The sequence below is a fragment of the Pseudarthrobacter sp. MDT1-56 genome, from assembly GCF_059383555.1.
Window position 1 is genome coordinate 31,170 of record NZ_JBWZCK010000001.1, and the last position, 11,577, is coordinate 42,746.

The window sequence follows — 11,577 nt, forward strand, 5'->3', positions numbered from 1 at the left end:
GATAGTGGGAGGGAGCGGCCAACTGGTCAATTTCCCAGCCTGCGGAGCGCACGCCTGGATGAGGTCAGGGCCGACATCCCGATTGGAAGCCATACCGATGAGCATTTTCGAAGACAGGGTCGACGCCGGACGGCAACTGGGAAGGCGGCTCGCGGAGTTGCGGGGTCAGGACATCGTGGTTCTGGGCCTACCCCGCGGCGGAGTCCCCGTTGCCTTCGAAGTCGCCGCCGCCCTCGACGCGCCGCTGGACGTGATCGTGGTGCGGAAACTGGGCCTTCCCTACCAGCCGGAGCTTGCCATGGGAGCGATCGGGGAGGGCGGCGCCCGCGTGCTGGAAGAACACGTGCTGGCCCATTCCCGGGTCAGTGATGCAGAGCTGAAGGCCGTCGAAGACCACGAACGCGCGGTGCTGGAGAACCGGGTGCTCCGGTTCCGGAAGGGCCGGACCCGGCAGGACCTCACCGGGCGCATCGCCGTCATCGTCGACGACGGGATCGCCACCGGATCCACCGCCCGGGTCGCGTGCCTGATCGCCCGGAAGCTCGGAGCCGCGAGGGTCATCCTGGCCGTTCCGGTCGCCCCCGCCGACACCCTCAGGAGCCTGACCGAGCCCGACGAGGTGGTCTGCCTCGCCACCCCGCATCAGTTCTCCGCGGTCGGCTACCACTACCGCGACTTCTCGCCCACCGAAGACGACGAGGTGGTGCAGCTGCTCGACGCCGCGGCGAAGCGCCTGCAGAACTCGCAGCCGGCGTCCCGCACGCCGGCCACGGCCAGCGTGCAGGACTCGGAGTTCGATGAGGAAGTCGAGATCCCGTCACGCGGGGTCCGGCTTCAGGGCCAGCTGCACCTGCCGGTTCCGGCGCGGGCCGTGGTGCTGTTCGCGCACGGGAGTGGCAGCAGCCGGCACAGCCCGCGGAACCGTTATGTCGCCGGAATGCTCCAGCAGGCCGGCCTCGGCACCCTGCTGCTGGACCTGCTCACCCCGGCGGAGGAGCGGAACCGGGCGAACGTCTTCGACATTGAACTGCTGGCCCGCCGGTTGTCCGCTGCCACCGTCTCGCTGGCCACCAGGCAGGACACGGCCGACTGCTCGATCGGCTATTTCGGGGCCAGCACCGGTGCCGGAGCAGCGCTCTGGGCCGCCTCCGAACCGACCGCCAGGATCGACGCCGTCGTCTCCCGTGGCGGACGCCCCGACCTGGCCGGCCCCAGGCTATCCGCCGTCCGTGCGCCCACCCTCCTCATAGTGGGCAGTTATGACCACGAGGTGCTGGAGCTCAACCGCATGGCGAAGTCGATGATGCGCTGCCCCAACCAGTTGGCCGTGGTCCAGGGCGCCACGCATCTCTTCGAAGAACCGGGTACGCTGGCGGCGGCTGCCATCCTCGCCAGGGACTGGTTTGTCGACTACCTTCTGCCGGCCAAGACCACTCCAGGAGCAACAGCATGAGTTACACCTATACCGCCGTCGTCCCGCTGAGCTGGGAGGACGCCGTCGAAAAGACGCGTGCGGCGCTCGCCACCCAGGGCTTCGGAATACTCTCGGAAATCGATGTGCGCGCCACCTTCGCCGCCAAACTCGGCGAGGACGCCGCGGAAGCACTGGGGGACTACGTCATCCTCGGTGCCTGCAATCCGATGCTCGCCAGCCGGGCGCTCGCCGCCGAGCCGGAGATGGGGGCGCTCCTGCCCTGCAATGTGGTGGTGCGCCGCGGCAAGGGGGCCACTGCGACGACGGTCCATGCCATCGACCCGCAAACCATGGTCCAGCTCAGCGGGGCTCCCGAGGTCCGCGAGGTCGCAGACGACGCCGGCACCCGCTTGCGGGCGGCCATGGCCGAACTGTCCGGGGACGTCTGAACCGTCAGGCTCCGTGCACCTTGTGGTGTCCGTCGGCGCGGTGGCGGTAGGCGTACACCAGCAGCGCCACGCCGGCGAGCAGCAGGAGCACCGGGACAAAGAACTCGCTGGCGGTGAGCAGCGCCGTGGCCTGCAGGGCGAAGATCAGCCCCATCACGGCGAGGACCGCGGCTGGAATCAGCGGCCACTTCATCCTGGCCGGTTCAGCGGCCCCTAGCTGGGCGGGGCCGCCGGCCGGCTTGCCGGGGCGATGTTCCGGGAGGTGCTCGGGCCGGACCGGAACGAGCGAAAGCGCCGCGAAAGTGGCAGCCAGACCCAGGAACAGTACGGCGGCAACGGCCATGCCCTCCCAGGCCTGCGGGAGGGCCACCACAAGGGCCAGCGTCAGCATCACCCCGCAGGGGATCAGCGCCCACCAGTTGGAGCGTTCGCGCACATACACCGCGCCGAAGCCGGCGCCCATGAACAGGAACAGGAAGGCGCCGGCCCAGAACGCCGCCGGGCCCGGCCAGAGCTGGGTGATCAGGATGACCGCCGCCAGGCCCAGGAACACCGAGCCGGGAATGGCAGCCCACCAGTTCTCGCGGCTGCGGAAGAACAGCACCACGAAAGCGGTCCCGGCTGCAGCGAAAATCAGCGGCCACACGAGGGCCGCGCTATCGAGGATTCCAAACAGGTCCAGCAGCAACAGGACGCCGGCCGCCATCAATGCAATGCCGGCGATGATGCTGGTATTTGCCGATTTCACCAGTTGCCTCCCGGAACGCGGCGGGCGGCCGCACACCGCCCCTGAACCTTCAGGCTATTCGTGCGCGGGCAGCCGGCCTAGGGCACAAGGTCATGGAGGCCGCCGGCCGCCCGGTTAGCGGCCGCGGCCTTCTGCCCGGGACTTGATGCCCAGGAGCATGCGCCGTTCCATGATGAACTGCAGGGGTTCCAGCACCGGCCGGAGGACCAGCCCCACGGGCAGCGGGGAGTAGTCGTAGCGCGCCCGGGACAGCAGCCTCGTGCTGCGTTCAGTGACAGGCTGCAGCACAAACGTCCAGCCGAGCTCCACCCGCGGCCCCGCGGCAGCGCCGCCGGACGGCCTGATCCTACCGGTGCGCGGATCCATCGTGCCGCCGAGACCCAGCACTGATCCGGCCTCCACGCGCCGGACCGGAATCCCCACGTCCGGGCCCAACGGAAGAACGTCGCCGACGTCGAGCTGCTGGTACTCGGGAAGGATCCGGTCTGCGCTGTGCATGCCGAGGCCCGCGGCGTTCTCCAGCAGGTCGTAGCTGTACATGCCGCCGCGTCCGGCCCCCAGCTGGACCAGCCAGGGCCAGACGCTCGCGGCCGGCGTTTTGATGGTGACCGCCCGTGTGCTCTGCATCCGTGGCGTCCGCACGAGTTCGTCGCCCGGCAGCGGCGCAGCGGTTTCCTGGGCGGTCGCTCCCCAGTGCAGCAGCCGCGGCCGCACCGCGAGAACGTAGCCGGCGGCGACGGCGGCGGCTGCGAGGGCAGCCAGCGGTCCTCGGAGCCGGCGGGAGGCACGGGACCGGCTCATCATTTGCGGCGTCCATCGTATGGTTGCTGGCGGCGCCAATGTGCGACGGCGGACGGGATCAGGAACGCCAGCGCCGGGACACTCCACAGCCAGAAACCCCAGCCGAACAGCATGAGCCCCAGATGGAAGGCGATCACGCCGGCCCAGCCCACGGTGGCCCACGAGCCGCCCCGGAGCAGCAGGAGGCCGAGGGCAACCTCACCCAGGGACAGGACCAGGCCCCAGGTGGAGGGATTGGCCATGAAGACGCTTTGCCAGGCGGAGGTGATGAAGGGCAGCAGCGCCCCGTCAGCGAAATGCCGGTAGAATTCCGGGTCCGCGGCCACGATTCCGAGGTGGATCCCGCCGGTGAAAAGGAAGAAGCAGCCCACGACTCTTCCCGGCCGTCCGGTGCGCTCCGCGGGCCGGGTCTGCTCCGCAGCCTGCAGCTGTGCCATGGCTCCTACTTTCCGGGGCCTACGCCGGGGCCGGCGCCGGCATCCGCGGTCCGGGCCAGGGGAGTCCGGTGGCGCAGCGCCGCGCCACCGCCGGGATTCAAGTCCAGCTTCCAGAAGTGCAGCCCGCCCAGCACCAGGAAGAAGGCAGAGAGCAGTACCGAGGACCACAGGGACAACGCGGACACAGGGACGTTGAACATCGGCTTGAACAGCTCCCCCAGAGCCAGGGAGAAGATCAGCGTGAAGCCGAGCAGGTACAGGGCGGGCATGAACACCAGCCCGGGCCAGCGGCCGCGGAACGTCAGGACGGCGAGGATGAGGAAGGCAGGCATGATGAAGCACAGGTCAAGGACGAAGACGGAGTAAAGCGAATCGATCTGATCGCCGGTCCGCATCAGCGGCAGCAGCATGGCTATCCACAGCGGATAGAAGATGAGCGGCTGCAGGAGCGCACCGGAGGCGGACAGCACCCTGATGCCCTTAGCCAGCCGCGCCCGCCTCGGCCCGTCCGCCCGGAGTTCGAGTGCCGTGTAGACCATCCCCCAAAAGGACAGGGCAAAGACGGCCAGGTAGACGAGGTAGAAGCCGTTGTATGTCCGCTCGATGGAATAGATGCCGTAGGCGTAAAATAGGTAGCCCAGGATTCCCAGCGCCACGAGCTGCACTTTGGGTTGCCCCCGCCGCCCGGCGAAGGCCAGGACCGGCAGGGCAGCGCCGGCTACGGCGGACATCAGGTCTTGGGACACCGCGCCGGGCAGGAGTTCCGGTGCCACGACGCCCCGGTAGATCTCCGGGAACAGCAGCCCAGTCACCGCGGCGGGGAGGGTCAGCGCACCGGTGAGGATCCAGAGGGCCAGCACCGGCCACCGGCTGCGGTTCATTCCCTTGCCTGGTGTTTGTCCTCGTCGGCGCCGACCACCAGCACCGGGCAGTGGGCGTGGGCCGCGCAGGCACCGCTGACCGATCCCATGATCTGCGCCAGGAAGCCGCCGCGGCCGCGGCGGCCCACTACCAGGAGCTGGGAGTCCCGGCTAGCCTCGACCAGAATCTTGGCCGGCGGGCCGAACTTCACGGTCCGGGTCAGGCCCGCCGGGACGTCGCCGCCGAAGGCACGCTCCAAAGATTCGTCGACGAGCCGTTTGGCCGTCTCTTCGAGCTGGGTGGTGGTGGGGGTGCTCTCTTCGGGCAGGTGCGAAGCCAGGAAGAGGTCCGAGGTGCCCAGACAGGTGAGGACTTCCAGCGGCGCGTCCAGGCTGCGGGCCATGCGCCCGGCGAGCCGGAGTGCCTTCGTCGAGAAATCCGAACCGTCCACGCCCACGACTATCCGCTGATCAAGGTTCATGGCCCCAGCCTGACCGGTCCGCCCGGCCGCGCCTAGGGCCAAAAGTCACGCGCGGAGTCGCTCGCCGCCGAAATGGAACCATGACCTGGGGGCTCCGATTTCGCGGGCGGGCCGGCCAGGGGGTGTGCACCGTCCCCGGCCCCCTCTAGGGTGGAACAAGCCCCACACGCCCCACGATGCGAGGAGTACTGATGAGAGTTGCTGTTACCGGAGGAAGCGGAAAGCTGGGCCGGAGCGTCGTCCGGCGGCTGAGCGAGGACGGGCACGAGGTCACCAACCTGGACCGCACCGGCACGCGCGGGCACGGGTTTACCGAGGTGGACCTGCGCGACTACGGCCAGGTGGTGGACGTGCTCCTGGGCCTTGAGGACCGGCACACGGGGTTCGACGCGGTGGTGCACCTTGCCGCGATCCCGGCGCCTGGCCACGCCCCGGACGCCGCAACCTTCGAGAACAACATGCAGGCCACTTACAACGTGTTCCAGGCGGCCCGCCGCGCCGGGATCAAGAAGATTGTCTACGCCTCCAGCGAGACGGTGCTGGGACTGCCGTTCGACGTCGACCCGCCCTACATCCCAGTGGACGAGGAGTACCCGGCCCGGCCGGAAAGCACCTACTCCCTGGTGAAGCACCTCGAGGAACAGATGGCGATCCAGCTCACCCGCTGGGATCCGGACCTGAGCATCACCGGGCTGCGCTTCTCGAACGTGATGGACCCGGAGGACTATGAGGAGTTCCCCGGCTTCGATGCCGATGCCAGGCTGCGCAAGTGGAACCTCTGGGGCTACATCGACGGCCGGGACGGCGCGCAGGCCGTGGCCCGCGCCCTTGAACACGGCACCCCGGGGTTCGAGGCGTTCATCATCGCCAACGCGGACACGGTGATGAGCCGCTCCAGCGCCAGCCTCGCCGCCGAGGTGTTCCCCGGTGTGCCGGTGGCCAAGGAACTCGGAGAGCACGAGACCCTGCTCTCGATCGACAAGGCCAAACGGCTGCTGGGCTATGCGCCCGAGCACAGCTGGCGGAACTACCACCCGCTGCGCACCACTCCCACGGAAGACTGACGAGGAGCCCCATGCAGTACCGCACCCTTGGCACCAGCGGCGCCGTCGTCTCCACCTTCGCGCTGGGCACCATGACCTTCGGCGCCGAAGCCAGCGAGGAACAATCCCACGCGATCCTGGATGACTACCTCGCGGCGGGCGGCAACTTCATCGACACCGCCGACGTCTACGCCGCGGGGGTCTCGGAGGAGATCATTGGCCGCTGGCTCGCCGCGCGCCCGGAGGCCCGGGACCGCGTGGTGCTCGCGACCAAGGGCCGCTTCCCGACCGGCAAGGCTCCGAACGACGTCGGCACCTCCCGCCGGCACCTGAACCGCGCGCTGGATGACTCGCTGCGCCGCCTCGGCGTGGAGCAGATCGACCTGTACCAGCTGCATGCCTGGGATCCGATCACGCCGCTGGAGGAATCCCTGCGGTTCCTGCACGACGCCGTCTGCAGCGGGAAAATCGCCTACTACGGCTTCTCGAATTTCCTGGGCTGGCAGCTGACCAAGGCCGTCCACGTGGCCCGTGCCCACGGCTGGAGCGGACCCGTGACGCTGCAGCCGCAGTACAGCCTGCTGGTCCGCGAGATCGAGTCGGAGATTGTTCCGGCCTCGCTCGACGCCGGGATCGGGCTGCTGCCCTGGTCGCCGCTGGGCGGGGGCTGGCTCTCCGGGAAATACAAGCGGGACCAGCCGCCCGCCGGTGCGACCAGGCTGGGCGAAAACCCGGAGCGCGGGATGGAGGCGTGGAAGGCCAGAAACGCGGACACGCGCACCTGGGAGATCGTGGAGGCGGTGCATGACATCGCAGGGCGGCACGAGGCAAGCGGCGCCCAGGTATCCCTGGCCTGGCTGGCGGAACAGCCGGCCGTGACCTCGGTGATCCTGGGTGCCCGCAGCACGGAACAGCTCGCCGACAACCTCGCGGCCGCGGACCTCCTGTTGACCGAGGGGGAGCTGATGCGGCTGAGCGAGGTTAGCCGGCCGCACGTCGGCGTCTACCCGTACGGGCCGCTGGCCCAGGAGCAACGGAGCCGGAAGATCACCGGCGGACGCTGACAACGCACCGCAATCGCCACAGTCACTTCGCCTATCCCACCGCCGGGGAGGGGCTCGAAATGACGCCGCGTTGAGTCTCGGGGGCGGGCGCAGGCTGTGTCTCGGGGGCGGATGAAAGCTCCGGCGCAGGCGCAGGCGCAGGTGCGGGGGCGGCGGGCCGCTGGTGGCGGGACCAGATGTCGCCCATTTCCTCGGTGGACTGTTCCACAATCCGGCTCATCGCGGCGTGGGCGGCGTATGCCTCGCCGCGCTGGATGGCGCTGGCCACATCCACGTGCAGCTGGAGTGCCTCATGGTCCGGCAGGTGTGGCATCAGGCCGTGCTCGGTGCGCCCGGTCAGGACCTCGGTGACGAGGTTGTGCAGCTGGGCAAACATGGGATTCCCGGAGGCCTTGAGCACTGCGGCGTGGAACTGGATGTCCAGCCGGAGGAATTCGTCATTCTCCCCGCGCTGGCCCGCCGCCCAGAGCCGCGCGGCCTGGGCGACAAGTTCGCTGCCGGCGTCCCAGGAGGCGCGCTCGGCGGCGAGGCGGGCGGCCTGCGGTTCGATCGCGCCGCGGAGTTCGTTGAGTGCCTGCAGCTGCTCCAGCCGTTTGGAGGAGGCGAGCCGCCAGCGGATCACCTCCGGGTCGTAGGCGTTCCAGGACTCCTCCGGCTGCACTACCGTGCCCAGCCGGCGTCGTGATTCCAGCATGCCCTTGGAGGAGAGAACCCGGGTGGCTTCCCGGACCACGGAACGGGACACTCCGTGCTGCGCCTCGAGTTCGTCCAGGCGCAGGATCGAGTGCGGTGCCAGGGTCCCCTCGGCAATGGAGAGTCCCAGGTTTTGGACCAGCACGGAATGCAGGTCAGCCGCGGACTCCGCCTTAGGGGTTTTCATAAAATAAATCATACGGGTGATGCGCAAGGGGTTGTTTAAGTCTGCTTTATTTATCTATGATCGCTTCCAGAGCAGATGTAAAGATGCATTTGCAGCCGGCTGGACAGTGCGCCCAGCCCTTAAAGAACCAAGGGAGTCGTAATGAAGCGACGTTCGATCATGCAGTACGCGGCAGTCGCTGCGGTCCTGTCGATGGGCCTCACCGCCTGCGGCGGCGCCAGCGGCAGCAGCGATGCCAAAGAAGCAGGCACCGTCCGGGTCACCCTCGCAAACCACGTCTGGACCGAAGGCATCAAGGCCGCCATTCCGGAATTCGAGAAGTCCAGCGGCCTCAAGGTCGAACTGACCCAGCTCGGCGAAGACCAGCTCTCGGACCAGTACAACGTCAAGCTCAATGCCGGCAGCGACGAGATCGACGTCATGATGTACCGCCCCCTGCAGGAGGGCAAGGCGTTCGCCAAGAACGGCTACCTCGCCGACCTGACGTCCAAGGTGTCCTCGGACTCCGGCTGGGACTGGAAGGACTACCAGGAGGGCCCGGTCAAGGCCACCACGGCTGACGGCAAGGTGGTCGGCGTCCCGATCATCACCGAACGCGAAGTGCTCTACTACCGCAAGGACCTGCTGCAGGCCGCCGGCCTTGAGGTTCCCAAGACCATGGAAGAGCTCGAAGCGGCAGCAAAGGCCATCAAGGAGTCCTCGCCGGACACCGCCGGCTTCGTGGCCCGCACCGGCAAGTCCGCCGCGGTCACCCAGTTCTCCAGCTTCCTGTTCAGCTTCGGCGGCGATTTCACGGATGCCAGCGGCAAGTCCGCCGTCAACTCCGACGCCGCCAAGGAGGCCTACGCCTACTACGGCGGCCTGATCCGGAACTACGGCCCGGCGAACGTCAGCACCGACATGAGCTGGCCCGAGGCGATGGCAATCTTCACTCAGGGCAAGGCCGCCTTCTACACCGAAGCCGACTCGCTCTACAAGAACGCCACCGACCCGGCCAAGTCCAAGGTCGCCGACACGGTCGGCTTCGCCGCACTGCCCGCCGGCCCGGCCGGTTCCAAGCCGTACAACATCCCGTCGTGGGGCCTGGCCGTCAACGAAGCCTCGGGCAACCAGGACAACGCCTGGAAGTTCATCCAGTGGGCCACCAGCAAGGAGCGCACCCTGGAAGCCCAGAAGGCCGGTGTCCCCGGACCCCGTGCTTCCGTCTGGTCTGACCCGGCCGGCACCTCCACCTACCCGAAGGACCTGGCCGAGGCCATCGCCGCCAGCGCCAAGAACGGCGTCGGCCACGACCGTCCCGAGGTTGTCACGGTCGGCAAGGCCCGCGAAATTGTCGGTGGCCCGATCGTCGCGACCATCACCGGCGAAGACGCTTCCGCCGCCGCCGACACGGCCCACGAGGCCTTCCAGAAGTTCCTGGACAGCGAAAAGAAGTAGCGCGCCCGGCGCACCATGCGCCAGCGTCCGCAACCGCCCGGTGGGGCGGCGGCCCAGCCGTCGCCCCGCCCGGCCAGCTCTTCACTTCACCCCCGACTCCTTAGGTGAACCATGTCTGTATTGACCCCTCCCCGCAGCGCGCAGTCCGGGCCGCCGTCCGGCCGCAACACCGGCCGCGCCCCCGGCGCCCGTGAGAACTTCTCCGCCTGGGCCAACCGGCACCGCAAGTGGCTGTTCGCCGCCCCCGCGATGATCTTCGTCGGCGTGCTGATCGTCTTCCCGCTCGCCTGGACCGTATACCTGAGCCTGACCGATTCGCAGGGCTCCGTCCGGGCCGCGTCCGAGTTCGTCGGCCTGGAAAACTACCTGACGGTCCTGTCCGACGGGGAACGCTTCTGGCCCGCCGTCGGACGCACGCTGACCTTCACCGGCGTCGCACTGGTCTGCGAGGTGGTGCTGGGCATGTGCATCGCGCTGCTGCTGTGGCGCCCGTTCCGCGGCGAAAAGTGGGTCCGCGTGGCCATCCTCCTGCCGCTCGTCGCCACCCCCGTGGCCGTCGGCATGATGTGGCGGCTGATCTTCGACCCGAACATCGGCTTCGTCAACCAGCTGCTTGGCATGGTCGGGATCCCGCCGCAGCCGTGGCTCTCCGGCCAGGACACTGCGCTGGGCACCACGATCTTCATGGACGTGTGGCAGTGGACCCCGATGGTGGTGCTGATCCTGCTTGCCGGCCTGACGTCGCTGTCCGAGGAGCCCGACGAGGCGGCCCGGATGGACGGCGCCAATGCCTTCCAGCGCTTCTTCCTCATCACGCTGCCCCTCATGATGCCGACCGTGATCGTGGCCATCCTGCTGCGCGGCATCGATGCCCTCAAGACCTTCGACATCCTTTACGCCACCAAGGGCAAGGGCGGCGGATCCTTCCACGAAGTGGAGACCCTCAACGTCTACGCCTACGGCCTGAGCTTCGACTACAACCAGTACGGGCTGTCCTCCGCGGTGCTGATCCTGTTCTTCATGATCATCATCGGCTCCATGTGGCTGCTGACCATGCGCAAGAAAGCGGTAAGCAAATGACCGTATTGACCGAACCCCAAACCGCCGGCACCGGCCGGCCCGCGCGGGACCCCCGCCGCCGCAAGCCCCTGGGCACCCGCGCCTACAAGGCTTTCCGCGTCACCGCGCTCATCGCCGTCGTGATCTTCCTGGTGGCCCCGCTGTTCTGGATGCTGCTGGCATCCTTCAAGACGAACGTGGACATCTACGACACCGGCAAGTCGTTCTTCTTCACCCCCACGGGCGAGAACTACGCGAACGTGCTGCAGCGCAACAACTACTTTGTCTTCATCTTCAACAGCTTCTGGGTCGCCTTCGTCTCCACGGCACTGTCGCTGGTCCTCGGCGTTCCGGCGGCCTACGCGATGAGCCGCTTCACCATGCACCGCTCGGCCCTCGTGGTCCTCATGGCGCGCGTCATCCCCGGTGTCTCCCTGCTGGTGCCCTGGTACTACGTCTTCTCCAACCTGAAGATGGTGGGCGGCTTCGAGGTGCTGATCCTCAGCCACATGTTCGTCTCGCTGCCGCTGATCGTCTACATCATGATGAGCTACTTCGACTCGCTGCCGCTGGAGCTGGAGGAATCCGCGCAGGTGGACGGGCTCACCCCGATCGGCGCCTTCCGCCGCATCACCCTGCCGCTCTCGGTGGCCGGCATGGCCACCGCCGGCATCCTGTCCTTCATCTTCTCGTGGAACAACTTCATGTTCGCCCTGGTGCTCTCCGGCTCCAAGACCAAGACCCTCCCGGTCGCGATCTTCGACTTCGTCTCCTACGCCAGCATCGACTGGGGCGGACTGATGGCCGCCGCCACGGTGGTCACCATCCCGATTATGATCATTGCGCTCTTCACGCAGAAGTACATCGTCTCCGGGATGACCGCCGGCGCGACCAAAGGCTAGG

At 67.9% G+C, this 11,577-nt stretch carries 13 protein-coding genes; 7 read left to right on the forward strand and 6 right to left on the reverse strand.

Going from position 1 to position 11,577, the window contains the following annotated elements; all coding sequences use genetic code 11:
- The first annotated feature begins 97 nt into the window (after nt 1-97).
- Together AC50YC_RS00145 and AC50YC_RS00150 are read left to right on the forward strand one after the other, a co-directional pair.
- Entirely contained in the window at nt 98-1,453 is a 1,356-nt protein-coding gene (locus AC50YC_RS00145; protein ID WP_494951632.1) for a phosphoribosyltransferase family protein, read from the forward strand.
- Nucleotides 1,450-1,863 carry a DUF302 domain-containing protein gene (locus AC50YC_RS00150; RefSeq protein ID WP_494951633.1) on the forward strand — a complete coding sequence of 138 codons (414 nt, stop codon included), beginning with the start codon at nt 1,450-1,452 and terminating at the stop codon, nt 1,861-1,863. The genes AC50YC_RS00145 and AC50YC_RS00150 overlap by 4 nt, the downstream gene beginning before the upstream one ends.
- Before the next feature lie 4 nt (nt 1,864-1,867).
- Here the strand turns inward: AC50YC_RS00150 and AC50YC_RS00155 are convergent, their stop codons facing one another.
- From AC50YC_RS00155 to AC50YC_RS00175, 5 genes are all read right to left on the reverse strand, one after another.
- Nucleotides 1,868-2,611: a hypothetical protein gene (locus AC50YC_RS00155; protein ID WP_494951634.1), complete on the reverse strand. Its 744-nt coding sequence runs from the start codon at nt 2,609-2,611 to the stop codon at nt 1,868-1,870.
- A 114-nt stretch (nt 2,612-2,725) separates the two neighbouring features.
- A complete protein-coding gene (locus AC50YC_RS00160) occupies nt 2,726-3,415 on the reverse strand; it encodes an SRPBCC family protein (RefSeq protein ID WP_494951635.1) in 690 nt (229 codons plus the stop codon).
- Nucleotides 3,412-3,849: a hypothetical protein gene (locus tag AC50YC_RS00165; protein ID WP_494951636.1), complete on the reverse strand. Its 438-nt coding sequence runs from the start codon at nt 3,847-3,849 to the stop codon at nt 3,412-3,414. The genes AC50YC_RS00160 and AC50YC_RS00165 overlap by 4 nt, the downstream gene beginning before the upstream one ends.
- A 5-nt stretch (nt 3,850-3,854) precedes the next feature.
- Nucleotides 3,855-4,730, reverse strand: a complete 876-nt coding sequence (locus AC50YC_RS00170) for a hypothetical protein (RefSeq protein WP_494951637.1) — start codon at nt 4,728-4,730, stop codon at nt 3,855-3,857.
- The gene (locus AC50YC_RS00175) at nt 4,727-5,191 is read right to left on the reverse strand and encodes a universal stress protein (protein ID WP_494951638.1); all 465 of its coding nucleotides are present in this window, start codon (nt 5,189-5,191) and stop codon (nt 4,727-4,729) included. The genes AC50YC_RS00170 and AC50YC_RS00175 overlap by 4 nt, the downstream gene beginning before the upstream one ends.
- Before the next feature lie 191 nt (nt 5,192-5,382).
- On the opposite strand from AC50YC_RS00175, the gene AC50YC_RS00180 reads away from it, so the two are divergent.
- On the forward strand, nt 5,383-6,255 hold the full coding sequence (locus AC50YC_RS00180) for an NAD-dependent epimerase/dehydratase family protein (RefSeq protein ID WP_494951639.1): 873 nt from the start codon (nt 5,383-5,385) through the stop codon (nt 6,253-6,255).
- 11 nt (nt 6,256-6,266) lie between these two features.
- Nucleotides 6,267-7,298: an aldo/keto reductase gene (locus tag AC50YC_RS00185; protein ID WP_494951640.1), complete on the forward strand. Its 1,032-nt coding sequence runs from the start codon at nt 6,267-6,269 to the stop codon at nt 7,296-7,298.
- A 31-nt stretch (nt 7,299-7,329) separates the two neighbouring features.
- Here the strand turns inward: AC50YC_RS00185 and AC50YC_RS00190 are convergent, their stop codons facing one another.
- Nucleotides 7,330-8,178, reverse strand: a complete 849-nt coding sequence (locus AC50YC_RS00190; protein WP_494951641.1) for a FadR/GntR family transcriptional regulator — start codon at nt 8,176-8,178, stop codon at nt 7,330-7,332.
- 141 nt (nt 8,179-8,319) lie between these two features.
- On the opposite strand from AC50YC_RS00190, the gene AC50YC_RS00195 reads away from it, so the two are divergent.
- The 3 genes from AC50YC_RS00195 (at nt 8,320) to AC50YC_RS00205 (ending at nt 11,576) form a co-directional block, all read left to right on the forward strand.
- Nucleotides 8,320-9,615: an ABC transporter substrate-binding protein gene (locus AC50YC_RS00195; RefSeq protein WP_494951642.1), complete on the forward strand. Its 1,296-nt coding sequence runs from the start codon at nt 8,320-8,322 to the stop codon at nt 9,613-9,615.
- Nucleotides 9,616-9,726: 111 nt separating this feature from the next.
- A complete protein-coding gene (locus AC50YC_RS00200) occupies nt 9,727-10,695 on the forward strand; it encodes a carbohydrate ABC transporter permease (protein WP_494951643.1) in 969 nt (322 codons plus the stop codon).
- On the forward strand, nt 10,692-11,576 hold the full coding sequence (locus AC50YC_RS00205; protein ID WP_494951644.1) for a carbohydrate ABC transporter permease: 885 nt from the start codon (nt 10,692-10,694) through the stop codon (nt 11,574-11,576). Before AC50YC_RS00200 ends, AC50YC_RS00205 begins: the two co-directional genes overlap by 4 nt.
- The last annotated feature ends 1 nt before the right edge of the window (nt 11,577 follow it).

What these genes read in the sequence shown, in the direction of transcription:
- AC50YC_RS00145 (WP_494951632.1), top strand. Translation starts at nt 98, where the DNA reads ATGAGCATTTTCGAAGACAGGGTCGACGCCGGACGGCAACTGGGAAGG.
- AC50YC_RS00150 (WP_494951633.1), top strand. Translation starts at nt 1,450, where the DNA reads ATGAGTTACACCTATACCGCCGTCGTCCCGCTGAGCTGGGAGGACGCC.
- AC50YC_RS00160 (WP_494951635.1), bottom strand. Translation starts at nt 3,415, where the DNA reads ATGATGAGCCGGTCCCGTGCCTCCCGCCGGCTCCGAGGACCGCTGGCT.
- AC50YC_RS00165 (WP_494951636.1), bottom strand. Translation starts at nt 3,849, where the DNA reads ATGGCACAGCTGCAGGCTGCGGAGCAGACCCGGCCCGCGGAGCGCACC.
- AC50YC_RS00170 (WP_494951637.1), bottom strand. Translation starts at nt 4,730, where the DNA reads ATGAACCGCAGCCGGTGGCCGGTGCTGGCCCTCTGGATCCTCACCGGT.
- AC50YC_RS00175 (WP_494951638.1), bottom strand. Translation starts at nt 5,191, where the DNA reads ATGAACCTTGATCAGCGGATAGTCGTGGGCGTGGACGGTTCGGATTTC.
- AC50YC_RS00180 (WP_494951639.1), top strand. Translation starts at nt 5,383, where the DNA reads ATGAGAGTTGCTGTTACCGGAGGAAGCGGAAAGCTGGGCCGGAGCGTC.
- AC50YC_RS00185 (WP_494951640.1), top strand. Translation starts at nt 6,267, where the DNA reads ATGCAGTACCGCACCCTTGGCACCAGCGGCGCCGTCGTCTCCACCTTC.
- AC50YC_RS00190 (WP_494951641.1), bottom strand. Translation starts at nt 8,178, where the DNA reads ATGAAAACCCCTAAGGCGGAGTCCGCGGCTGACCTGCATTCCGTGCTG.
- AC50YC_RS00195 (WP_494951642.1), top strand. Translation starts at nt 8,320, where the DNA reads ATGAAGCGACGTTCGATCATGCAGTACGCGGCAGTCGCTGCGGTCCTG.
- AC50YC_RS00200 (WP_494951643.1), top strand. Translation starts at nt 9,727, where the DNA reads ATGTCTGTATTGACCCCTCCCCGCAGCGCGCAGTCCGGGCCGCCGTCC.
- AC50YC_RS00205 (WP_494951644.1), top strand. Translation starts at nt 10,692, where the DNA reads ATGACCGTATTGACCGAACCCCAAACCGCCGGCACCGGCCGGCCCGCG.